The organism is Stenotrophomonas sp. Marseille-Q4652, assembly GCF_916618915.1.
Lineage (GTDB): Bacteria > Pseudomonadota > Gammaproteobacteria > Xanthomonadales > Xanthomonadaceae > Stenotrophomonas.
Map to the genome: position 1 here is coordinate 2,131,316 of NZ_CAKAKE010000001.1, position 23,786 is coordinate 2,155,101.

At 64.6% G+C, this 23,786-nt stretch carries 19 protein-coding genes; 6 read left to right on the plus strand and 13 right to left on the minus strand.

Annotated features, from left to right (window positions below; translation table 11 throughout):
• Nucleotides 1-266: 266 nt before the first annotated feature.
• A complete protein-coding gene (locus LG380_RS10145) occupies nt 267-2,381 on the minus strand; it encodes a S9 family peptidase (protein ID WP_225764946.1) in 2,115 nt (704 codons plus the stop codon).
• A 92-nt stretch (nt 2,382-2,473) separates the two neighbouring features.
• Here LG380_RS10145 and LG380_RS10150 point away from each other — a divergent pair, with 92 nt between their 5' ends.
• Nucleotides 2,474-3,664 (plus strand): pyridoxal phosphate-dependent aminotransferase, encoded by a 1,191-nt coding sequence (locus LG380_RS10150; RefSeq protein ID WP_225764947.1) that lies wholly within the window; start codon nt 2,474-2,476, stop codon nt 3,662-3,664.
• A 79-nt stretch (nt 3,665-3,743) separates the two neighbouring features.
• Here the strand turns inward: LG380_RS10150 and LG380_RS10155 are convergent, their stop codons facing one another.
• Together LG380_RS10155 and LG380_RS10160 are read right to left on the minus strand one after the other, a co-directional pair.
• On the minus strand, nt 3,744-5,843 hold the full coding sequence (locus LG380_RS10155; RefSeq protein WP_225764948.1) for a prolyl oligopeptidase family serine peptidase: 2,100 nt from the start codon (nt 5,841-5,843) through the stop codon (nt 3,744-3,746).
• 67 nt (nt 5,844-5,910) lie between these two features.
• Nucleotides 5,911-6,225 carry a hypothetical protein gene (locus tag LG380_RS10160; RefSeq protein WP_225764949.1) on the minus strand — a complete coding sequence of 105 codons (315 nt, stop codon included), beginning with the start codon at nt 6,223-6,225 and terminating at the stop codon, nt 5,911-5,913.
• 128 nt (nt 6,226-6,353) lie between these two features.
• On the opposite strand from LG380_RS10160, the gene LG380_RS10165 reads away from it, so the two are divergent.
• Nucleotides 6,354-6,947: a lipocalin family protein gene (locus LG380_RS10165; RefSeq protein ID WP_225764950.1), complete on the plus strand. Its 594-nt coding sequence runs from the start codon at nt 6,354-6,356 to the stop codon at nt 6,945-6,947.
• 30 nt (nt 6,948-6,977) lie between these two features.
• On the opposite strand, the gene LG380_RS10170 is transcribed toward LG380_RS10165, so the two are convergent.
• Nucleotides 6,978-7,946 carry a YafY family protein gene (locus tag LG380_RS10170; RefSeq protein WP_225764951.1) on the minus strand — a complete coding sequence of 323 codons (969 nt, stop codon included), beginning with the start codon at nt 7,944-7,946 and terminating at the stop codon, nt 6,978-6,980.
• A 280-nt stretch (nt 7,947-8,226) separates the two neighbouring features.
• Between LG380_RS10170 and LG380_RS10175 the strand changes: the two genes are divergently transcribed.
• Complete coding sequence (locus tag LG380_RS10175) at nt 8,227-8,955, plus strand: DUF481 domain-containing protein (RefSeq protein ID WP_225766571.1); 729 nt, start codon at nt 8,227-8,229, stop codon at nt 8,953-8,955.
• Nucleotides 8,956-8,985: 30 nt separating this feature from the next.
• Here the strand turns inward: LG380_RS10175 and hemC are convergent, their stop codons facing one another.
• From hemC to mdoH, 5 genes are read right to left on the minus strand one after another with little or no spacing between them, the layout of a single operon-like run.
• Nucleotides 8,986-9,900, minus strand: coding sequence for a hydroxymethylbilane synthase (hemC, locus tag LG380_RS10180; RefSeq protein WP_225764952.1), 915 nt, complete (start codon nt 9,898-9,900; stop codon nt 8,986-8,988).
• Between the two features lie 31 nt (nt 9,901-9,931).
• Nucleotides 9,932-10,696 (minus strand): LytTR family DNA-binding domain-containing protein, encoded by a 765-nt coding sequence (locus LG380_RS10185; protein WP_225764954.1) that lies wholly within the window; start codon nt 10,694-10,696, stop codon nt 9,932-9,934.
• The gene (locus LG380_RS10190) at nt 10,657-11,718 is read right to left on the minus strand and encodes a histidine kinase (protein ID WP_225764956.1); all 1,062 of its coding nucleotides are present in this window, start codon (nt 11,716-11,718) and stop codon (nt 10,657-10,659) included. The genes LG380_RS10185 and LG380_RS10190 overlap by 40 nt, the downstream gene beginning before the upstream one ends.
• Nucleotides 11,719-11,720: 2 nt before the next feature.
• On the minus strand, nt 11,721-12,389 hold the full coding sequence (locus LG380_RS10195) for an alpha/beta hydrolase (RefSeq protein ID WP_225764958.1): 669 nt from the start codon (nt 12,387-12,389) through the stop codon (nt 11,721-11,723).
• 40 nt (nt 12,390-12,429) lie between these two features.
• The gene (gene mdoH, locus LG380_RS10200) at nt 12,430-14,343 is read right to left on the minus strand and encodes a glucans biosynthesis glucosyltransferase MdoH (protein WP_225764960.1); all 1,914 of its coding nucleotides are present in this window, start codon (nt 14,341-14,343) and stop codon (nt 12,430-12,432) included.
• 266 nt (nt 14,344-14,609) lie between these two features.
• Here mdoH and LG380_RS10205 point away from each other — a divergent pair, with 266 nt between their 5' ends.
• The 3 genes from LG380_RS10205 (at nt 14,610) to LG380_RS10215 (ending at nt 16,264) form a co-directional block, all read left to right on the plus strand.
• Nucleotides 14,610-14,900, plus strand: a complete 291-nt coding sequence (locus tag LG380_RS10205) for a hypothetical protein (protein WP_225764961.1) — start codon at nt 14,610-14,612, stop codon at nt 14,898-14,900.
• 306 nt (nt 14,901-15,206) lie between these two features.
• Nucleotides 15,207-15,650: a translesion error-prone DNA polymerase V autoproteolytic subunit gene (umuD, locus tag LG380_RS10210; protein WP_053505816.1), complete on the plus strand. Its 444-nt coding sequence runs from the start codon at nt 15,207-15,209 to the stop codon at nt 15,648-15,650.
• A 38-nt stretch (nt 15,651-15,688) separates the two neighbouring features.
• Complete coding sequence (locus LG380_RS10215; RefSeq protein WP_225764962.1) at nt 15,689-16,264, plus strand: hypothetical protein; 576 nt, start codon at nt 15,689-15,691, stop codon at nt 16,262-16,264.
• On the opposite strand, the gene LG380_RS10220 is transcribed toward LG380_RS10215, so the two are convergent.
• The 4 genes from LG380_RS10220 to LG380_RS10235 form a co-directional block, all read right to left on the minus strand.
• Nucleotides 16,230-17,317 (minus strand): IS3 family transposase gene (locus LG380_RS10220; RefSeq protein ID WP_225764963.1). Its coding sequence is split into 2 segments (ribosomal slippage): nt 16,230-17,065 and nt 17,065-17,317, totalling 1,089 coding nucleotides; the frame shifts between segments, so codons are not numbered across the junction. The genes LG380_RS10215 and LG380_RS10220 overlap by 35 nt on opposite strands.
• 64 nt (nt 17,318-17,381) lie before the next feature.
• Nucleotides 17,382-18,002 (minus strand): response regulator transcription factor, encoded by a 621-nt coding sequence (locus LG380_RS10225; protein WP_318780080.1) that lies wholly within the window; start codon nt 18,000-18,002, stop codon nt 17,382-17,384.
• Between the two features lies 1 nt (nt 18,003).
• Nucleotides 18,004-20,463, minus strand: a complete 2,460-nt coding sequence (locus tag LG380_RS10230) for a heavy metal translocating P-type ATPase (RefSeq protein WP_017354994.1) — start codon at nt 20,461-20,463, stop codon at nt 18,004-18,006.
• Nucleotides 20,464-20,541: 78 nt separating this feature from the next.
• A complete protein-coding gene (locus LG380_RS10235; RefSeq protein ID WP_070471847.1) occupies nt 20,542-23,778 on the minus strand; it encodes a CusA/CzcA family heavy metal efflux RND transporter in 3,237 nt (1,078 codons plus the stop codon).
• Between the last annotated feature and the right edge of the window lie 8 nt (nt 23,779-23,786).

The following is a 23,786-nucleotide window of genomic DNA, read 5'->3' on the forward strand; positions in this document are numbered from 1 at the left end:
TTCTGGCGGCTGCCGGGCATCCTGCGTGCGTGATTCCTTCCCTGGAATCAGGCGTGGGCGGGGCCCATGCCGGGAAGCGTCGGCTTCCTGGAACGCATCCTAGGCAACCGGCAAACCCTGGCCAGCTACGCCAGCGCGCACACGCGGGTAGGACAACTGCCCATGCAGCAGGAAGCGTGATCGCCTGCGCAAAGACACGCATGGCACGGGTGAAAAAAATCGCGCGGTTGCCCGCGCGATTCCTCCGGCTGGATTGTTGATGCGACTCAGCGTGTTTCCACGCCCAGCTGGTCCAGCACGAACGCATAGGTCTCGGCCAGCTCGCGGTAGCGACGGAAGCGGCCGGACTTGCCGCCGTGGCCAGCTTCCATGTTGGTGCGGAACACCAGCGGATGCTTGCCGGTGTTCTCGTCACGCAGCCTGGCCACCCACTTGGCCGGCTCCCAGTACTGCACCTGCGAGTCCCACAGGCCGGTGCCGACGAACAGCGCCGGATAGGCCTGCGCCTTCACGTTGTCGTAGGGCGAGTAGGTGAGCATGTAGTAGTAGAACCTCTGCTGTTCCGGGTTGCCCCACTCGTCGTACTCGTTGGTGGTCAGCGGGATCGACGGATCGAGCATGGTGGTGACCACGTCCACGAACGGCACCTGCGCCACCATCACCCGGTAGTCGGCCGGCGCCTGGTTGGCCACCGCGCCCATCAGCAAGCCGCCGGCACTGCCGCCCGATGCGCCGACGCGGTCCTTGGCCGCGTAGCCCTGCTCGACCAGCGCGCGGGTGACGTCGACGAAGTCGTTGAAGGTGTTCTGCTTGTTGAGTAGCTTGCCGCTCTCGTACCAGGCACGGCCCATCTCCTCGCCGCCACGGATGTGGGCGATGGCATAGACCACGCCGCGATCAAGCAGGCTGATCACCGGCAGGTTGAAGCCCGGATCCATCGACATGCCATAGCTGCCGTAGGCGTACTGGTACAGCGCCGCGCTGCCGTCCTTCCTGAAGCCTTTTTTGTACACCAGCGACACCGGCACCCTGGCGCCGTCGCGTGCGCTCACCCATACCCGCTCGGTCTGGTACTGCGACGGGTCATAGCCGATCACCGGCTGCTGCTTGAGCAGCTTGCGCTCACCGGTCACCACGTTGAGCTCGTAGGTGGTGGCAGGGGTGGTCAGCGAGGTGTAGCTGTAGCGCAGCCACGGCGTTTCCGGCTCCGGGTTGACCGACAGGCCCATCGAATAGGCCGGCTCGTCGGCCTTGACGAACTCGCTGCGGCCATCGGCGAACAGCAGGCGCACGCGCTCCAGCGCCTCGGCGCGCTCGGCGATCGCGGTGAAACCGTCGAACAGCTCAAAGCCCTCGACCAGCACGTCCGGGTCATGGGCGACCCAGTCCTGCCACTGCGCACGCGAGGTGGCATCGGACGGTGCGGTGACCAGCTTGAAGTTCTTGGCACCATCGGCGTTGGTGCGGATCACCCAGCGGCCGTTGTAGTGGTCGGCGTCGTACTCGACATCGCGCTGGCGCGGCGCCAGCACGGTGAAGTGGGTCGGATCGCTGGCCGGGGCATAGCGTTGCTCCGAGGACACAGTGCTTTCCACGCCGATGGTGATGAAGCGATCGTCGCGGGTGCGGCCGATGCCCATGTAGAAGCTGTCGTCCTCCTCCTCGTAGACCAGCACGTCCTGGCTGGTTGGGGTACCGAGCACGTGCTTCTTCACCCGCACGGTGAGCAGGGTTTCCGGGTCGTTCTCCACGTACAGCAGGGTCTTGTTGTCGTCGGCCCAGACCACGTTGGGCGAGACGCCCTCGATCACATCGTCCAGCACCTTGCCGGTAGCCAGGTCCTTGAAGCGGATCGTGTACTGGCGGCGGCCCACCGCGTCATCGGCCCAGGCCAGCAGGCGGTTGTCCTGGCTGACCTCCATGGCACCGACGCTGAAGTAGCCCTTGCCCTCGGCCATCACGTTGACATCGAGCAGGATCTCTTCGGGCGCGCCCATGTCGCCCTTGCGGCGGGCGTGGATCGGATAGTCCTTGCCGGTCTCGAAACGCGTGTAGTACCAGTAGCCGCGCTCGCGGTACGGCACCGAGGCGTCGTCCTGCTTGATGCGGCCGACGATCTCGCCGTAAAGCTTCTCCTCCAGCGGCCTGAGCGGGGCCATCACCGCGTCGGTGTAGGCGTTCTCGGCCTCCAGATAGGCCAGCATCTGCGGATCCTTGCGCTCGTCATCGCGCAGCCAGTAGTACGGATCCTGGCGCTCGGCCCCGAATGGCGCCTTTACCGTGTACGGGCGCTTGGGCGCATCGGGCGGGGTCGGCAGGGGCGCGGCGTTGGCAGAAGCAGTCATGAGGCTGGCGATCACAAGGCTGAGGACAGGTTTCATCAATCTGGGCTCCGGGCAGGAAAGCAAGTTTCCGCGACGCCCGAGTGTGCCACGACCGGCACGGGCTGCTGACCCGGCCGTATCATGCGCCGATGCCTACCCTGCCCCCACCGGCGCCCGGCTACAGCCGTCGCAGCCATGAAATCGCCCCGTTCCACGTGATGTCGCTGCTGGCCCGCGCGCAGCAGCTGGAGCAGGCCGGCCACGACGTGATCCACCTGGAGATCGGCGAGCCGGACTTCACCACCGCCGATCCCATCGTGCGCGCCGGCCAGGCCGCACTGGCCGCCGGCCATACCCGCTACATGGCAGCGCGTGGCCTGCCCGCCCTGCGCGAGGCGATCAGTGGCTTCTACCGCAGCCACTACGCGCTGGACATCGATCCCGAGCGCATCCTCGTCACTCCCGGTGGTTCGGGCGCGCTGCTGCTGGCCTCCAGCCTGCTGGTGGACCCGGGCCGACACTGGCTGCTGGCCGATCCGGGCTATCCGTGCAACCGCCATTTCCTGCGCCTGGTCGAAGGCGCCGCGCAGCTGGTGCCGGTCGGTCCGCAGACCGCCTACCAGCTGACGCCCGCACTGGTCGAACAGCACTGGAACCCAGATAGCGTTGGTGCGCTGGTCGCCTCCCCGGCCAATCCCACCGGCACCGTGCTATATCCCGGCGAACTGGCCGCGCTGTCGCAGTCGCTGCACGCGCGCGGCGGCCACCTGGTGGTGGACGAGATCTACCACGGCCTGACCTACGGCATGGACGCACCCAGCGTGCTCCAGGTCGATGACGAGGCCTTCGTGCTCAACAGCTTCTCCAAGTACTTCGGCATGACCGGCTGGCGGCTGGGTTGGCTGGTTGCCCCACCGCAGGCGGTGCCCGAGCTGGAGAAGCTGGCGCAGAACCTGTACATCAGCGCGTCGAGCATCGCCCAGCACGCAGCGCTGGCCTGTTTTGGCGACGAAGCGATGGCGATCTTCGAGCAGCGTCGCGAGGCCTTCCGCCAGCGCCGTGACTTCCTGCTGCCGGCGCTGCGCGAGCTGGGCTTCCGCATCGAGGTCGAACCGCAAGGTGCGTTCTACCTCTATTGCGATGTCAGTGCGTTCACCGACGACGCCCAGGCCTTCTGTGCACACTTCCTGGAGACCGAGCACGTGGCGTTCACCCCGGGCCTGGACTTCGGCTCGCACCGCGCCCACCAGCATGTGCGCCTGGCCTACACCCAGGAAATCCCGCGGCTGCAGCAGGCGGTGGAGCGGATCGCGCGCGGGCTGCGCAGCTGGCAGGGTTGAGCACGCAACCACCGACCCTCTGCCAGAAACAACAACGCCGCCCGGGGGCGGCGTTGTTGTTTCGGATATCCGAAAGGGCTTACTTGCCGCCCAGGCGCTCCCACAGGAAGCTGTAGGCCAGTGCCTGCATGTGCGCTGCCTGCGCGTTGTTGGCTGCACCACCGTGGCCGCCTTCGATGTTCTCGTAGTAGGTCACGTCCTTGCCGGCCTCGATCATCTTCGCCGCCATCTTGCGGGCGTGGCCCGGATGCACGCGGTCATCGCGGGTGGAGGTGGTGAACAGCACCGGCGGGTAGTCCTTCTTCGCATCGAACAGGTGATACGGCGAGAAGGTCTTGATGAACTCCCAGTCGCTGGTGTCCGGATTGCCGTACTCGGCCATCCACGAGGCGCCGGCCAGCAGGTGGCTGTAGCGCTTCATGTCCAGCAGCGGCACCTGCACCACCACCGCACCGAACAGTTCCGGGTACTGGGTCAGCATGTTGCCGGTGAGCAGGCCACCGTTGCTTCCGCCCTGCACGCCCAGGTGCTCGGCAGAGGTGATCTTGCGCGCGGCCAGGTCGCGGGCCACGGCGGCCATGTCCTCGTAGGCCTTGTGGCGGTTCTGCTTGAGCGCGGCCTGGTGCCAGCGCGGGCCGTACTCGCCACCGCCGCGGATGTTGGCGACCACGTACACGCCGCCCTTCTCCAGCCAGGCGCGACCCATGCCACCGGAATAGCTGGGGGTCAGCGAGATCTCGAAGCCACCGTAGCCGTACAGCAGGGTCGGGTTCTTGCCATCCAGCTTCATGTCCCTGGCATGGACCACGAAGTACGGCACGCGGGTGCCATCCTTGCTGGTGGCAAAGTGCTGCTCGATCACCTTGCCTTCGGCATTGAAGAACGCCGGCATGGTCTTGAGCACCTCCGGATGCTGGCCGATCTGCGCCAGCGACAGCGTGGTCGGGGTCAGGTAGTCGGTGACCGTCAGCCACACCGCGTCGGACTCGTCGCTGTCCACCGCGCCGACACCGATGGTGCCGAACGCCGGGGCGCCGACGAATTCGCCCTTCTGCCAGCCCTGTGCACCCGGGGTCAGCACCACCAGGCGGTTCTTGACGTCATCGAGGATGTTGAGCACGACGTGCGACCTGGTCCACACCGCACCGGCCAGCGAGGTGGTCTCGGTGGGGGCGAACAGCACCTCGAACTCGCGCTTGCCGGCCATGAACTCGTCGAAGCGGGTGACCAGCAGCGAACCGGCCGCATAGGTCTTGCCGCCCACGGTCCACGGCTCGCGCAGCTCCAGGCTCAGCCACTGCTTGTGCAGGCCCTTCTCAGCCGAGTTCGGCGCATCGATCCTGGTCAACGTGCCGTCGTCGGCGCGCAGGTACAGCTCGTTGTTGTAGAAGGCCAGCGTGCGGCTGACCAGGTTGCGCTCGTAGCCCGGCGTGTCATCGTGGATCGCCGCGATGTACATGTCCTCGGCCTTGCCTTCGTAGACCACGGTGGCGCTGTCCATCGGCGTGCCGCGCTTCCACAGCTTGGCGATCCGCGGATAGCCGGAGGTGGTCATCGAGCCATCTCCGAAATCGGTGTAGACGAATACGGTGTCGCGGTCGATCCAACCCAGGCCGCCCTTGGACTCGGGACGGAAGAAGCCGTCCTTGATCCAGCTCCTGCTGGCCAGGTCGAACTCGCGGGTAACGTCGGCATCGGCGCCACCGCGCGACAGCGCGATGAGGCAGCGGTTGTAGTCCGGGCGCAGGCAGTCGGCGCCATGCCACACCCAGTTCTCGCCCTCGGCCTTGTTCAGCGCGTCCAGGTCGAGCACGGTCTCCCACTTCGGCGAGGCCTTGCGGTACTCCTCCAGCGTGGTGCGGCGCCAGATGCCGCGCTCGTGCTGCTTGTCCTTCCAGAAGTTGTAGTAGAACCCGCCCATCTTGTAGACGCCGGGGATCTTGGCGTCCGAATCCAGCACCTCGCGGATGCTGGCTTCCATCTGCTTGAACTGCGGGGTCTGCGCCAGGCGCGCCTCGGCCTTGGCGTTCTGTTCCTTGACCCAGGACAGCGGCTTGTCGCCGGTCACGTCCTCCAGCCAGGCATACGGATCGTTCGGGGTTTCAGCGTTGGCCATGGTGGCGAAGGCAGCGGTGGACGCCAGGCCGGCCAGCAGGCAGGCAGAAGCAAGTCGGGTCATTGCGGCTCCAGGAAGTCATAGGCCGGCAACGCTAGCACAGCGCCTGCCGGCCGCACCCTGTCGAAGGTCAGGCCGCCGAAGACAGGCGCCGACGCGCCGCGACAGGACGGCGGCGGGCCTGCGGGCCACTGCGGCGCTTGCGCTGCGCGCCCGCCTTTCCGCCCAGCTTCGGCAGGCGGAAGCGGTACAGGCTCCACCACGCCACCATCGGCATGCCGACCAGCCACAACGGGCCCCAGCCCAGCCAGGCGTTGTAGCCGCGTGCCGACGGCCACACCAGTACGAGGGCCAGTCCAGCCAGCGCGACCTGGCGGACCCAGCGCAGCACGCGCGGATCAGGGGTTTGCTGGTAGTCACGACGGGTGTGGGGCGAGGTCTTCATGGCAGCTCCGCAACAGGTCAGGTGCGTGCAGCATCGGCAGTCGTCATCTCACAGGCTGCGACCTAACATTGACAACACCGTCGCCCGGCATCTGCCAGGCTGCGGCTCCCTCCTTAACGTGTCCACTGATGCGCCTGACCCTGAAGCTCGCCGCCGTGCTGCTGTTGTCGCTCCCCGCCCTGCCGGCGATGTCGGCCGAGCCCGCCCCGCCCGCCGTGGCGAGCGAAGGCATTGCCGACGGCCCGATCGACCTGCATCGTTTCAGCGGCCGCTGGTTCGTGATCGGGCGGGTGCCCAACGTGATCGAGCGCGGCCACGTGGCCAGCGTCAACGACTACACGCTGCGCGACGAGGACAAGGTGGCGATCCGCTACAGCTACCGCGACGGCTTCGACGAGCCGCTGGAAGAGCTCAGTGCCCGCGCCAGCGTGGACGGGGAAAGCGGCAACCGCCTCTGGCGCACCTGGTTCTTCAAGGTGGTGCCGACCCGCACCCGGATCCTGGAAGTGGCCCCGGACTACTCCTGGGCACTGATCGGCTATCCGGGCCGGGAGATGGCCTGGATCTTTGCCCGCGAACCAGACATGGACAGCATGCTGTACCGCGAGCTGGCCACCCGCCTGCGCGAGCAGTACGGGGTCAACACCGACAAGCTCAAGCGCGTGCCGCAGACCCGCGAGCAGGTCGGTCGGCTGGGCTTCGAAGTGCCGAAGCGAAAGTGAGGCCAGCGTCCGCCTTGCGCGGGCGCCGTCTCAATTCTCGTAGTTGCTCAATGCCAGCGACAACAGCGCCTTGGCCTGCTCGCGCAGCGAGGTCGGCTCGACGATCTCCGCATCCGAACCGTAGTGCAGCACGTCCATCAGCAGCTCGCGCGAGACGCTGTAGGGCAGCTTGAGCTCGTAGCGGCCGTCGGGCAGGAAGCGGCCCTGCTGCCTGGAATGCCAGTGTTCGTCAGCCACCCAGCGCGCGGCCTTGGCACTGAACACGATCGTCGCCCAGCCCTTGGGCGGGCCGGAGAAGATGCCGTAGCTGGCAGCCAGCTGCTCGTCCAGCTCGCTGTCGGCCACGTCGCGGGCCGGCTCGTCGAGCAGGCGCGCCTGGTTGATGCGGTCCACCGCGAAACTGCGCACCGCCTCGCGGCCGTGGTCCCAGGCATCCAGGTACCAGTTGTCGCGGTAGTGGGTGATGCGTTGCGGAGAGACGGTGCGCCTGGTCGCCTCGTCAGTCGAGCGAGCCCGGTATTCGAAGGTCAGCTGCTTGCGCTCGAGCACCGCCGAGGCCACCGCACGGAAGCTGGCCTCATCGAGCTTGCGCCCGCGGTGCGGGATCACCCGGACCCGCTCCACCGGCCATGAGGACACGCCGGCCTGGGCGGCAAGCAGTGACTCGATGCGCTGCTGCAGTGGCGCCAGCACCGAGGACAGCACGCCGCCGCCGGTGCGGGCCAGCAGGTGCTGGGAGGCCAACAACGCGTGCAGCTCCTCCGAGCTCAGCCACAGCCCGGGCAGTTCAAAGCGGTCACTTTCCCCGCTCTGGTAGCGGAAGCCCGCCTCGCCATCGCCCTCCACCGGCGCCATCAGCGCGTCGCGCAGGAAGGCGAGGTCGCGGTAGACGGTCGCCCGTGAGCAACCCAGTTCGTCCTGCAGCCGTGCCACCGTCACCGGATAGCGTGCGGACTTGAGGAGACGATGCAGTGCGTTGATGCGTTCATAGCGGTCCATTGGCCGATTATGTCCGAGACGCAGCCGTCGTGGCGCCTGCCAGGCGATGGCGCCCGGACCGGCGCGGATCCGCTGGGCAAACGGCGACCAGATGGCCGCGGACGGCCCGCAACCTGGTCGGGTTTCCCAACTGCAGGTAAAGGCGGCGGTACCCGCGCGCCGGGGTGCGGGGTGTCTTCCGGTATCATCACGCGCCTTGCAGCACCTGGCTGTTCCCCCACGGAGGTCGTTGATGTCCCTGCGTTTTTCCCTGTTACTGCCGCTGTTGTTGACCGCGCCGATGGCCTGGGCGCAGGAGTCCACCGACCCGGCCGCGATGTCCTCGCCGTGGAGTGGCAGCGGTGGCGAACTGGGCTTTGCCTCGGCCCACGGCAACAGCAGCACCGAGAGCTTCAACGGCCGCCTGCGCCTGCGCTATGCCGATGGCGACTGGATCCACAGCGGCGACCTGTTCGGCCTGCGCTCCAGCGCCGAGTACACCGAGACCGCCGATGACGGCACCACCACGCGCAGTCGCCAGACCACGGCCAACCGCTACACCGTCAGCGCCGGCAGCGCGCTGCAGCTGGGCGAGCACCGCCAGCTGACCGCGACCGTGCGCCATGAAAGCGACGACTTCGCCACCTATGACCGCCAGTCCAGCTTCGGTCTGGGTTACGGCACGCGGCTGATCGACACCGAGCGCCTGAACCTGGACGCGCAGATCGGCCCCGGTGTGCGCCGCACCCACGAGGCGGAGACCGACGAGACCCGCACCGGCCTGATCGGCCGCGGGCTGTTCGACCTCAAGTTCTCGATGACCGAGAACACCGACCTGGTCAACACGCTGCTGATCGAATCCGGCTCGTACAACACCTTCGCGCAGAACGACTTCGGCGTTTCGGTGAACATGAACGCCCATTTCGCGCTCAAGGCCGGCTGGCAGGCCCGCCACAACAGCGACGTCACCGACGACCGCCGCAAGACCGACACCCTGACCACGATGAACGTGGTCTACACCTTCAAGTAATCAAGGCGCTCGACCCGGCGCAATGCCGGGTCAGGCCTGCGCCAGCAGCTCGCCGGCGCCGGCATCGAGCAACAGGCCGGCGACCTGCCGGCCCAGCGCGTCGGGATCCGTGGCCGGGCCACGCGCTTCGGCGCGCACTATCCGGCCATCAGCCGCACTGCCGACCAGGCCCTGCAGCCACAGCTGACCGCCCTCCTCCTGCGCGAAGGCCGCCACCGGCACATGGCAACTGCCATGCAGCGCGCGGTTCATGGCCCGCTCGGCTTCCACGCAGCGGCGCGTCGGCGCATCGTCCAGCGCGGCGAACAGCGCCTGCGCCCGTTCATCGTCGCCGCGGCATTCCACCGCCACCGCGGCCTGCGCGGGTGCCGGCAGCCATTCCGGTGGGGTCAGGCGCGCATTGATGCGCTCGTCGAAGCCCAGCCGCTGCAGCCCGGCACAGGCCAGGACGATCGCGTCGTAGCCACCGGCATCGAGCTTGGCCAGGCGCGTGTTGACGTTGCCGCGCAGGTCCAGCAGCGCCAGGTCCGGGCGACGCGCGCGCAGTTGTGCCTGGCGGCGCAGCGAGGAGGTGCCCACGCGCGCACCGGGCGGCAGCGCGTCGATCGAGGCATACAGGTTCGACACCCAGGCATCGGCCGGATCGGCGCGGGTCAGGATCGCGGGCAGCGAGAACGGCTCGTCCAGCTCCATCGGCACGTCCTTGAGCGAATGCACCGCGCAGTCCGCCTCACCCCGCAGCATCGCCAGCTCCAGTTCCTTCAGGAACAGGCCCTTGCCGCCGATGGCCGCCAGCGAGCGGTCCAGCACCTCGTCGCCCCGGGTGCTCATCGGCACCAGCACCACCTCCAGCCCCGGGTGGGCCTGGCGCAGGCGTTCGGCGACATGTTCGCTCTGCCACAGGGCAAGCGGGCTCTTCCGGGTGGCGATTCGCACGGTATCCATGCCGGGCATTATCGCGGACCCGGCGTCGCGATCACAGTTGCCGCAATTCCTGCTTCAGGCTGGCCACGCAGCGGCGGCTCACTTCCAGCGGCTGCTTGCCATCGCGCAGCACCGCCTGCACCTGGCCGCCGCCATTGCGGCGCAGTTCCACCAGTTGCTGGCGCGCGACCAGGCAATTGCGGTGGATGCGGATGAAGCGCGAGGGGAATTCCTCCTCCAGCGACTTGAGCGATTCCTCGATCAGGTCCTCGCCGCGCGCGTGGTGGACCACCACGTACTTTTCCTCCGCCTGCAGGTAGTGGATGTCCTCGACCGGAATCAGGCGCAGGCTGCCGCGCAGGCGCGCGCACAGCAGCGTACGTGCCCGCGACGGCATCGCTGCCTGCGCGCCGCCACGGCCGGCGACGAAGGTGCGCGCACGCTCCAGCGCCGCCGCCAGCCGCTCCGGGCGCACCGGCTTCATCAGGTAGTCTATGGCCGCGGCCTCGAAGGCCGACAGCGCGTGGGCGTCGTAGGCGGTGCAGAACACCACCGCGGGACGCGGTTCGAAGCCCGCCAGGTGACGGGCCGCTTCCAGGCCATCGATGCCGGGCATGGCGATATCCAGCAGCACCACGTCCGGGTGGTGCTCGGCACAGGCGTGCAGGGTCTCGGCACCGTTGGCCGCCTCGGCCACGATCTCCACCCCGCCATGCGCCTGCAGCAGCGAGCGCAAGCGTTCGCGTGCCAGCGGCTCGTCGTCGGCGATCACCACCTTCAACTGGATACCTCGTTCAACGGCAGCGTGATTGCACATTCATAGTAGCCATCGCTCCATCCACCCGTCATCCGCGCCGCTGGTCCGAAGCGGTAGCCCAGCCGGTGGGCGATGTTGCGACACGCGTGGCCGGCGCCGTTGCCCAGCGGCAGGTGCGCGGTTCCCGGTTCCGGGGCCGGATTGCGGATCAGGAGCCGCAGCGCCCCGGCTTCGCGATGCACGGAAAGCTCGATGACTCCGCCTTCGGGGAGTTTGGAGATGCCGTGCAGCACCGCGTTCTCGACCAGCGGCTGCAGTACCAGCTGCGGCATCGGCAAGGTCCAAGGTACACTCTCGTCCAGCTGCCACTCCACGTGCAGGCGCTCACCCAGCCGCAGCGACTCGATCGAGAGATAGCGCTGGGCCAGCTCGATCTCGCCGCGCAGGGTGGAACTGGTCTCGCCCGCGACCAGCGCCGCGCGGAACAGATCGGACAGGTCGAGCACTGCGCGCTCTGCCACGTCGGCGTCGCGCCGGACCAGCCCGGCGATGAGGTTCATGCTGTTGAACAGGAAATGCGGGCGAATGCGCGCCTGCAAGGCATCGGCCTGGGCCTGGGCATGGGCCAGCACCTGCGCACTCCAGCGATCGCTGACGTAGAAATGGCGCAGCGCCAGCGCGCTGATCAGGGCCACCATTGCCGCGCAGCCCAGGCTGAAGCGCCAGAACCCGGCGGGCGCGATGCCCCCGGGCATCTCGCCCATCACCGAGTACAGCCCGTGCACGATGCCGGCGCAGACCCACGCGATCACCCCGGCCAGCGAGACCGCCGCGACCGAACCGAGCGCCTGCGGCAAGTCCGAAAGCGTGCGCCGCGAAACACAAAGCGCGCCAGTCACCGCCAGCGCCGTCCACAGCGCCAGGCCGCTGGCGTACAGGAACTGCGCAAGGGTCCATCCGGCCGCGGCCGAAGGTGCCAGCGCAAGGACGACCACGACCAGTTCGGCCATGCCCAGCATGGCCGCGACCCGGTGCATCCGGCACAGGTCCGGCAGCCAGACTTCCCCGCGCGGATCGCTCATGCTCAGCTTCCTGCGAAGCGCTGTTCAAGCCAGTGGCCAAGGTCGGAAATTTCCTCGGCGCAGACCTGGTGGGCCATCGGGTAGCGATGCCACTCCACGGCCAGCCCAAGCTGCTGCAGCAGTTGCGCGCTGTGTTCGCCGATCTGTACCGGGATCACCGGATCGCTGCTGCCGTGGGCCATGAACACTGGCTGCGCGGCGGCCGCCCCGGTGAGGCTGGCGCGGGCTGCATCGGGATCCGGGATGTAGGTGGACAGCGCGACCAGGCCACCCAGCGGCTGGTTGCGCGCGAGACCGGCGGCCAGGGTGATCGCGCCGCCCTGGGAGAAACCAGCCAGCAGGATGCGTTCGGGCGCCATGCCGCGCTCCTGCTCACGTGCGATCAGCGCTTCGACCTGCGCCACCGAGTCGGCCACGCCGGCTGCATCGGCACGCGAGCGGAAATCCAGGCTGAGGATGTCGTACCAGGCGCGCATCGGCACGCCGTTGTTGATCGTGACCCGGCGTACCGGGGCGCGCGGGAAGACAAAGCGCAGCGCCGGCCAGTGCGGGCGCACCAGCTCCGGAACGATGGGGGCAAAGTCATGTCCGTCCGCGCCCAGGCCATGCAGCCAGATGATCGACCATGCCGGGTTGGTCCCGGTTTCACGCTCCAGTGTTTCCAGCATCAAAGCGACTCCCGAAAGGCAGCCTGCATTATGCCCTGCACCGTTACTGCGCCGGTCCGGCCATGGCCTCTGCCGCCTGCCGGCGCAGCTCGGCTGCGCGCAGCAGCAGCCGCGGCGGGTCATGCTCCTCGGGAATGGTCAGCACGCGGTGGCGGGCCAGCCATTGCCCGGCCGCGCGCGAGGAGGTCAGCTTGACCACCGGGATCGCCAGCACCATGCCGATCACTACCGGGGACATCCACGCTGCCAGCGACGGCGACACCGCGTAGGCCATGCCGCCGGCCAGCACGCCGAACAGGCTCAGGCCACCGTAGCTGCGCACCAGCGCCCACCACGGCACCGTGCCGTCGTCGCGCTGCTGTGCGTCCCAGCCCGAATCCTTGCCGGCCAGCACCTCGGCCACCCCGCGCGACTGCAGGTACATCACGATCGGCGCCATCAGCGCTGCCAACAGCGTCTCCAGCAGCACTCCGAGCAATGCGCGCAAGCCGCCACCGCAGCCACGCCGCTCCGCGGGCGCGAGCAGCAGCGCGATGTAGCCCATCGCCTTGGGAGCGAGCAGCACGGCCATCGTCACCGCGAACACCCACACCACGCCGGCCTGGTCCTCGTGCCGCCAGTAGTGCACCGGCGAGAACGGCAGGTGCAGCGCCTGCGCCAGGTCGATTCCGCCCTGCTGCAGCGGGATGGCGATGCCGATCAGCATCAGCATCGCCCACATCGGCGCGGTGAAATAATGGGCGATGCCGCACAGCATGTGCATGCGGCTGATCCAGTGCAGGCCACTGGCACCCACCACCTTGGAATGCTGCAGGTTGCCCTGGCACCAGCGGCGATCGCGCACCAGCAGGTCGGTCAGCGTCGGTGGGCCTTCCTCATAGCTGCCGCCCAGGTAGGGCACCATGTGCGTGGACCAGCCACCGCGGCGCATCAGCGCGGCCTCGACGAAATCGTGGCTGAGGATGTGGCCGCCGAAAGGCTGCCGCCCGGGCAGCGCCGGCAGGCCGGCATGGTCGGCGAAGGCACGGGTGCGGATCACCGCGTTGTGGCCCCAGTAGTTGCTCTCCGCGCCGTGCCACCACGCCACGCCATAGGCAACCACCGGTCCGTACACGCGGCCACCGAACTGCTGCATGCGGGCAAACAGGGTGCGGCCGTTGACCACCACGGGCAGTGACTGGATCAGCCCCACGTCCTGGTGGCGTTCCATCGCCGCGCACAGGCGGATGATGGTGTCGCCGGTCATCAGGCTGTCGGCGTCCAGGATCAGCATCTGCGGATAGGCACCACCGAAGCGGCGCACCCAGTCGGCGATGTTGCCGGCCTTGCGCCCGCTGTTGTCGCCACGCCGGCGGTAGAAGATGCGACCGTGGCCCCCGGCGCGTTCGCACAGCTGGGCGTAGACGCGCTCCTCCTCGCGACCGACCTCTTCGCGACGGCTGTCACTGAGGATGAAGAAGTCGAACTGGTCGAGCTGGCCGGTAGCGGCGACCGACTCGTAGATCGCCTGGAGCCCGGCCATCAGCCGACCCGGCTCCTCGTGATAGGTCGGCATCAGCAGCGCGGTGCGCGTGGACAGCCGCGGCAATGGCTGGGCCGGATCGATACCGAGCTTGCGCAGGCCGCGCACCAGTGCCTGGAAACCGGCGAGCGAGCCGACGAAGGACAGCGCGACCCAGGCGAACAGCGGCACGAAGAACATCATCAGGCAGGCTTCGAGCACGGTGATGCCACCGACCGCCAGCACGTCCCACATCATCCACGACGCCATCGTGGTCATCACCAGGGTGCCGCCGAACACGAACAGTCGGCGCCAGAAGATCAGGCGCGGCGCGGTCGGCAACCGGCGGTTGTACAGCCTGCTCTCGCGCAGCGACTGCTCCGGCATTGGCAGCGGCGACTCAGGGGGCAGGACGGCGTGCCCCGCATCAGGCGTGGGGATTGCGGATTCACTCATGGGACGACCGCAGGCTCCTTGCAGAAGGACGGCATGGACCGCGGCGGCAGTGCCGGGCTCATCCAATTCAGGTTAGTTGAAAAACGCGGCGGCGGTGCGAAGACACCACCGCAGATTGTCGATGTCGCCACACAGGGCCAGGCATTTTCCCACTCCGCGCGACATCGGGCGCAGTGAACTACTTAGTTTTGTGATCACCTCAGCGCCATTCCTTCACCTCGTTCACCGTATGTTCGGGGCCCCGATCAAAGGTGGTGAGGAGAGCAATGCAAATGGGCACGCGGGCCGCCCCGATGGTTTTGGACGTGGAAGCCGAACTGGCCTACTGGCGTGCCGAACATGCTGCCGGGCGCCTGGGCAAGCATGGCTTCGGCACCTATGCGCTCGCGGTCAAGAGCGCGTGCGATGTCTGGCTGCACACACCACGCGCCAATGAGGAGCGTCGCCTGGAAACACTGCGCGAACGCTACGAACTCAACGTCATGAGCCGCCTGCAGTGGGATGAGGCAGCGGATCTGGCAAAGCGGGTATGGCGCCATCTCGGCGCAGACGCCTGAGCCAGGAAGCAGAAACCGTCGCAGCCGAGCCAAGGTGCCGGCTGCGGCAATGCCTGAAGTGCTTCAACGCGAGTGGAAGGACATGGGCCCACCAGCAACCACATACATGCTGCAACTACTTGTAATTACTAATTTTTCAAGCGCGGCGAAGAATCAAAGACTCACTAATTGACTCACTTTCCACTGGCTCGTACCAGACGACTCTGGACAGCGCCAGACAGCGCTCAGCAGAAATGACGGGAGGTAGTAGTATTACTAACAACCATCTGATCAAGACCCAGCCCTCGGCTGCGGCCTACAAAGCTCATGCCTCTCGTCACTCCGACAGTCATACATCTCCAGAACTCGCTGCCATCCCTGCCATTGCCGGTGCTTGCCTCCACTGCCGCCTGCGGCTTTCCCAGCCCTGCTGAAGACTTCTTCCGAGAAGAAGACCGCTTGGATCTCAATGCCAAGCTGGTGCCTAACCCACCAGCTACGCTCCTTGTGCAGGCCGACTGCGGCGGGTCGATGGCCGATTTCGGTATCCACGACGGCGATCTCTTGGTTGTCGATCGTTCGATCAGCCCACGGCCTGGGCACACTGTCGTGGCTCTGTGGGAGGGCGGCTTCGTCTGCAAGAAGCTCTACATACGTAACAACTGCATGGTCCTGGCCAGCGGTAGCGGATATCCCTCCATCATCGTGCCAGAGGATGTCGAGCTGGAAATCTGGGGGGTGGTGCGCAGTTCCATCACCCAGCACCTCTGATCTCAACTCCTGATACATGAGCCCCGTACCGTGCCCGCATGCGCTACGGACTTATCGACGGCAACACCTTCTATGTCTCATGCGAGCGGGTCTTCGACCCCAAGCTGCGAGGCAAACCCACTGTTGTGCTTGGCAATGGCGATGGATGCTGTATCGCCCTGTCGCCAGAGGCGAAGGCCTTGGGATTGAAAATGGGTATGCCCATCTTCCAGGTCCCCAAGGACATCAGAAAGCAAGTCCTCGTCAGGTCAGCCAACTTCGCGCTGTACGGGGATCTGTCAGCCAGGATTGTGACGATTCTTCAGGATCTCTTCCCCAGGGTGGAGATCTATTCGATCGATGAAAATTTCGTCGACCTGGAAGGCCTCAAAGACCCTCTTGCGGCCTGCCTGGAAGCACGCCAACGCATCCTGCAATGGGTGGGCATTCCCTGCTGCGCTGGCCTGGGTGCCACACGCACCCTGGCCAAGGCAGGCAACAAGCTCGCCAAGGACCAGTCCAAGCGTGCCGTCCATGCGGGCTCCTTAGCCGTCTTCCATGCGGTAACCCCCCCGCTTTTAGCGGACTCCAAAAGTGGAGCTAAGTGGCGAGTGCCAACTTCTGCATCGGTGTGATGCCGCCGAGCGCCATGTTGGGGCGCTCGTGGTTGTACGTCCATAGCCAGCGGGTGGCCTTGTCCTGCACCTGCTCGATCGAATCGAACAGGGTGCGGGCGAGCCAGGCATAGCGCACGGTGCGGTTGTAGCGTTCGACGTAAGCATTCTGCTGCGGTTTGCCCGGTTGGATATGCTGGATGTCGATGTTCCTGTCCTTGGCCCAAGCCAGCATGGGGCCGCTGATGTACTCCGGGCCGTTGTCGCAGCGGATCACCCGCGGTTTGCCGCGCCATTCGATGATCTGTTCCAGCGCACGGATCACCCGCACCGCCGGCAGCGACAGATCGACTTCGATCCCCAAGCCCTCGCGGTTGAAGTCGTCCAGCACGTTGAACAATCGGAAACTGCGGCCGTCGCTGAGTTGGTCGTGCATGAAGTCCATCGACCAGACCTGGTTGATCGCCTCGGGCACCGTCAGCGGCTCGGGCCGCTCACGTACCAACCGCTTCTTCGGCTTGATCCGCAGGTTCAACTCCAGCTCCCGGTAGATGCGATATACGCGCTTGTGGTTCCAGCCAAAGCCCTTGACGTTGCGTAGGTGCAGGAAGCACAGGCCGAAGCCCCAATCCTTGAACGTCGTCGTCAGCCGAACCAGCCAGTCGGCGATCCGTGCGTTCTCCTCGCTGGCCTTGACCTGGTAGCGGAAACAGGTCTCGCTCAGATCGAAGGTCTGGCAAGCGTGCCGGATGCTCGTGCGCCCGCCCTGTACCGCCCATCGGGCCATCTCCCGGCGTTGAGATGGCCTCACCATTTTTTTGACAGCGCCTCCTTCAGCAGGTCGGCGCTGAGCTGCGCGTCGGCGTACATCTTCTTCAACCGCCGGTTCTCGTCCTGCAGCTCCTTGAGCTGGGACATCAGCGACGCGTCCATGCCGCCGAACTTGCTGCGCCACTTGTAGAACGTCGCCGAACTGATGCCGTGTTCGCGACATAGCTCCGGCACCGGCGTGCCGGTTTCGGCCTGCTTGAGCACGGCAATGATCTGGCTGTCAGTAAAGCGGGACTTCTTCATGGAACCTCCTCGGGGAAGACTACGAGAAAATTCCACTTCTGACGTCAGCTAATTGGCGGGGGGATTACCGGTAGAACCCAATGCTTCGCCGCAGGCTGGACATCTGTGATCGCAGAAGATCCCCGTCGGGCAGGTCGTCACCCCAGAGAGTGTGCTCAAGCTGCCGCCTGGTCACAGCGGCAGGACTTGCCCGCATCAGCGCTTCAAGGAGCTTCCTGCAAGCTGGGTACAGATGCAGTCGTTTTCCAGCCCGTGTGGCCTCCAACGTACTCAGGTCCAACGTGAGCTCTCCGATCAGCAGCCGCCTCCTTGTTACGCGTCCCTCCGTACGGGAAACCAACGCCTCTAGGCGAACTTCGAGCTCCGGGAGCTCAAAAGGCTTGGTCACATAGTCATCTGCACCGGAGCGGAAAGCGATGATTTTGTCCGAGAGCGCAACCTTTGCAGCCAACATCACAACAGGAACTGAAACACCGTGATTCAACCGCAGCCTTCTCAGAACCTCCGGGCCTTCCATGCGAGGAAGCATCCAATCAAGAATGACTGCGTCGTAACCATTGGACGCCGCAAAGTGAAGGCCGGCGATGCCGTCCCCGATGGTATCAAGCTGATGCCCTCGGGCCTCGAAGTAGGCCAGAATCTTCAAAGCGACTTCTCGATCGCGCTCAATCACTAGAATTCGCATGTCACGACTGACGGAAGCCAAGGAGCCTCAGCGCATTGAATACAACCAACAAGGTTGAACCTTCATGCACTGCCACAGCCGGTCCAATGCCAAGACCTAGGATGGTCGCAGGAACCAACAACGCTACGACGCCCAGGCTCACATACACGTTCTGACGGATCACCCGTTTCGTGCGTCGACTAAGCGCTACAGAGAATGCAACCTGTCTCAAATCCTCAGACATAAGCGCGACGTCGGCAGTCTCCAGCGCTACGTCCGAAGAGGCGGCACCCATTGCAATTCCGACGCTGGCACTAGCCATTGCGGGTGCGTCATTCACACCGTCGCCGACCATTGCCACTCGCTCCGTCTCCTTCAACTGACGTATTGCCTTCACCTTGTCGTCAGGCATGAGATTTCCCCATGCCTCGTTTAGACCCACGTCCGTTGCCACGGCTTGAGCTACAGTCTGGTGGTCGCCAGAGATCATGATCATTCGTTGGATGCCCAAGCGCCTTAGCTTGTCCAGGGCTTCACGCGCCTCTGGCCGGGGCGTATCCATAAGGCCGATGACACCTAGGTCGCGATCACCTAGGCGAACGGCCATCGTGGTTCTGCCGGCGTTACGGAGCTCCTCAATGGCAGACTCCGCACCCGCGGATAGAGCGCCAATGCCGTCGTTACCGAACATTTCTGCCTTTCCTATCCACACGTCAATGCCGTTCACCTTCGCCTGAACGCCTCTTCCAGCGAAGTTAGCGAGGTCTGTCGCTACCATGACCGGTCCATCGCCCAGGCGAGTATTACCATCTCGAACGATAGCTGCGGCCAAAGGGTGGTCACTTAAAGCCTCGACGGCGACGGCAACGTGAAGCAGTTCCTGCTCTGTCGTTCCCTGCATCACTTTGATGTCGGTAATTCGCGGCTTGCCTTCAGTGAGCGTTCCAGTCTTGTCGAACGCGATGGCGCGGATCATTCCTAGCTCTTCGAGTGGCGCCCCACCTTTGATGAGCACACCACCACGTGCCGCTCTTGCGATGCCCGCCAGAACAGCACTTGGCGTGGCTATGGCCAGTGCACAGGGGCTCGCTGCCACCAAAACTGCCATAGCACGATAGAAGCTGTCACGGAATGGCTCATCAACCACAACCCAGGAGAAAAGGAGGAGCACAGCCAGAATCAACACCGCGGGAACGAATACTCTCTCGAACTTGTCCGTGAAGCGCTGCGTGGGCGACTTCCTAGTCTCAGCCTCACTTACCATCTTGACGACGCGGGCCAGTGCCGATTCGCCTGATCGACGCGTGACTTCAACCTCCAGGGCGCCGGAGCCATTGATAGTGCCGGCGAAAACACGTGACTCCATTACCACCGAATCAGGTCGATCCCGTGCTAGAGCAGCGTCATTGACTGCCAGCTTATCAACCGGGATGCTTTCCCCGGTGACAGGGGCTTGGTCAACGCTGCTAGCCCCTTTGATAACGAATCCGTCCGCCGGCATCCGGTCATTGGGACGTACGACCACCACATCTCCAGGTATCAACGATTCAACCTGGACTTCCACGACCTGCCCATTCCTCAGCACCCTGGCAGTTTCTGGGGCAAGCTTGGCGAGAGCTTCTATCGCACGTTTAGCCCGGCCCATCGCGTAGTGTTCAAGGGCGTGACCGAGACTGAAGAGGAACAGAAGCAAGGCGCCTTCGGCCCATGCGCCGAGCGCGGCTGCGCCTGCCGCTGCAACCAGCATCAGCGTATCGATCTCAAAGCGCTTCAGCTTGATGTTCCCGATCGCCTCGCCAAGCGTGAACCAGCCGCCAAAGACGTAGGCTGCTACGTAAAACGCTGTGGGGATCCAGGGCGTTTGGGTCAACCCAAGCTTTTCAATCGCAAATCCCACGATCAGGAGCAGGCCGCAAGCAAGTGAGAAGATCAGCTCACTATTGCCACCTAGCGTGCCCCCGTGGGAATGACCGGGGTCCTGTCGGTCCTTGTGATCGTGTCCTTCGTGCTGATCCTTCAAATCTCCCCTCGGACTCGGTGGCTCTTGCGCTACACCCAGCGCCTCAAGCTTCGCTCTCAGCTCCGCCTCGCCTGTCTTGGCTCTCTCGTACTCGATGCTTATGCCACCAGCTGGGCTGGTGGTGGCTTCAATGACGCCTGGTACGGCCTGCACTTGCGCCGCAATTGTCCTTGCCTTTCGTGCGTGAACGGCCGAACCAAGCTCCAAGAAAAGGTGGCCATACCGATCACCCAACTCAATGCCCACGGATGCCGCCACCTCTCGCACTCGCTGAAGCGAGACGATCTCGGGGTCGTAATGAATGCAGAGCGTTCCGAGAGCTTCGTCGCTACCCTCGCGAATGTGCACGCGCGATACTCCCTCCATGTCCTGAAGACCAGCGACCAGCCTCTGGACGCAGCTGTCGTCCCGAGAGACACCTGGGAGTATTACTGGCAGTTCGAGTTCTGTGGTCAGGTTCATTTGTTCCCTCCAACGTCATAAAAATGGAACGGGAAGTCCGGCAGGCAGATGCTCTGCCGGGCCCAAACACTCCATCATTCAGTGGACAGTTTCCGGTTGCCCTTTCGGGCCTGCCTTGGCCAAGCGTCCCGCAAATGTCGGCAGCACAAGAAGTGTTAGCACTGTTGCGGTCAACAGGCCGCCAATGACCACCGTGGCGAGAGGCTTCTGCACCTCAGCACCAGATCCACTCGCAATAGCCATTGGAATGAAGCCAACGATCGCCACCAGCGCGGTGGTCACCACCGCGCGAATTCGGCTGCCGGCACCGTTCATTGCAGCGATCAATGGACTGTCACCTGCATCAAGCCTCTCTCTGATGGCTTGCATGAGCACCAATCCATTCAGGGTCGCAACACCCGATACCGCGATGAATCCGACGGCGGCAGATACCGAGAACGGCATACCACGCACCAGCAACGCGAGAATTCCGCCAACCAGGGCCAGTGGGACGCAGGTGAACACCAGGCCCGCCTCCTTTGCGCTGCCCAATGCCATGAACAGCAGGCTGCCGATCAATAGGAAGACAATCGGAACAACTGTCATGAGTCGCTTTTCAGCCCGCTGCAAGTTCTCGAACTGACCTCCCCACGTCATGTGGGCGCCCGGCGGAAGCTGTACGTCCTTCACCGCCGCCTGGGCCTCTCCAACAAACCCGCCCAAGTCACGACCGCGAACATTTGCCTGCACCACCACACGACGGCTTCCATTGTTTCGACTGATCTGGTTCGGCCCCTCGCTGATCTCAATGCGTGCGACAGAGGAGAGCGGCACGATGCCCCCAGTTGGAGTTGCAATCGGCAGTGACGCGAGCTGATCGGGGTCATTGCGTGCATCGTCGCCGAGGCGCACAACAACATCGAACCGGCGGTCGCCCTCGAAGATCTTGCCTGCCGCAGCGCCGCCAATACCGGTTGAAAGCGCGTCGCTCACGTCCGCTGCCGTGAGGCCATACTGCGCAGCTGCAAGATGATCGATTGCCACATTGAGCGTGGGCAGGCCGGAAATCTGTTCAACACGGACATCCGCTGAGCCCTGGACATTCCTCAGCTTCAGCGCGACCTGATCGGCAACAGCTTGCAGTTGCTCGAAGTTGTCGCCGTAGATCATGACGGCCAGGTCCGTACGCACGCCTGAGATCAGCTCATTGAAGCGCAGCTCGATGGGCTGGCTGAATTCAAAGCTGTTGCCTATCTGCGAGGCGGCGATCTTCTCAAACCTTGCAATCAGATCCTCCTTGCTCAGGGAAGAGTCTGGCCACTCCTTTCTCGGTTTAAGTACGATCACACTGTCGGAGATGTTGGTCGGCATGGGGTCGATAGCTGCTTCTGCAGTACCGGTCCGCGAGAAGACCGTCACAACCTCTGGTTCAGCAGCAATGGCCTTCTCCAGCGCCAATTGCATAGCCAACGATTGCTCAAGCGACGTAGATGGCACACGCAACGCTTGCATAGCGAGATTTCCCTCATCAAGCGTTGGCATGAACTCTCGACCCAGCATCGTAAAGCCGACCACGCCCATCGCGAGCATCAAAATGGCGCCAGCGAACACTGCCTTGGGCCTACGAATCGCCGCTTGGATCGCCGGTTCAATACGGCCGCGCAGGACGCGGATGATGGCAGTCTCATGTTCTTCGTCCTGGTCGCCCTCGTGTCCTTCCTTCTTCGCGTGGAGCTTGGGCTCCCTGACCAACAGGGCAGCCATCGCCGGTACAAAGGTGAACGAGAAGATAAACGCGCCAACGAGGGCGAGCATGAAGGTGGCGGCCATCGGTTGGAACGTCTTGCCCTCCACACCTTCCAGCGTAAGGATCGGTGCGAACACCAACAGGATGATCACCTGGCCGAAGGCTGCAGGGCGCGCCATTTTCCTCGCCGAGTCGGCGGCCACACGCAGTCGCTCCATGGCATTGAGGGGTCGGCCGAGTTCCGCACGCCGCTTGCCAAGCATCAGCAGGGTGGACTCGATCACAATTACCGCGCCATCCACAAGGATGCCGAAGTCCAGCGCACCCAAACTCATGAGGTTGCCGCTGATGCCGAACTTGTTCATGCCGATAACAGCGAAGAGGAACGACAGCGGAATGACCAATGCGGTGATGGCTGCCGCCCGCAGGTTGCCCAGCAGCAGGAACAGCACAACGACGACCAGCAGGGCGCCTTCGGTCAAGTTCTTGGCGACAGTCTTGACGGTGGAGTTAACCAGCACACTACGGTCCAGCACTGGCTCTGCGAAGATATCGGCGGGCAGAGATTCGTTGACCTGTGCCAGGCGCTCAGCTGCAGCTTGAGCGACGGTGCGGCTGTTGCCGCCGGCGATCATCAGTGCCGTGCCCAGTACCGCCTCATGACCATTTCGGCTAGCTGCACCAAGCCGTGGGGCGCGCCCCATACCGACCTCGGCAACATCGGCCACCCGGATGACCACACCGTCCTTGGTGGCCACCGGCGACTGAGCCAAGTCGTCGGTCGTCAGGGCAAGGCCGTCTGCCCTAACGACCAGGCCTTCGCCCGCACGCTGGACGAAACCCGCGCCAGCCTGGACGTTGGAGCGTTCCAGTGCTTGGACCAGATCGGCCAGACCCAGGTTGTATGCCGCCAGTCGAGCGCTGTCGGGGTAGATGCCGTATTCCTTGACGTACCCACCCACCGTATCAACACCGGCCAGGCCGGGGCTGGAGCGCATCTGTGGTGCGATGATCCAGTCCTGGACAGTACGCAGGTACGTTGCGCGCTCCTGGGCGGTTCCAAGACGATCGCCCTCTGGTGTCAGGTAGACCTCACCCTCTTGCCAGCCAGCCTGGCCGGGCTTGGCCAGCTTCTTGGGGTCGAATGGCTTGAAGTCCACCGTCCACATGAGAACCTCGCCCAGCCCGGTTGTAACCGGGGAGAGCATGGGGGACACGCCCTCGGGCAGATCTCCGGCAGCCTCCCGCATCCGCTCTGCCACCTGCTGGCGGGCAAAATAGATGTCGGTCTGATCAGTGAAGATCGCCGTGACCTGAGAGAAGCCATTGCGCGACAGGGAACGAGTTGTATTCAGACCCGGGATGCCGGCCAAGGCCGTCTCCAGAGGATAGGTAACCTGGCGTTCAATCTGCTCCGGTGTGAGGGCAGGTGCAATTGTATTGATCTGAACCTGGCGGTTGGTGATATCTGGTACAGCATCGACTGGCAGCTTGCTCAGTTGGAACAAGCCAAAGCAGGCGATCAATGCAGCCAGAAACACCACGAGCCAGCGGAACTTGACCGCTGCTTCAATGATGATCTTGAACATGGTGTATG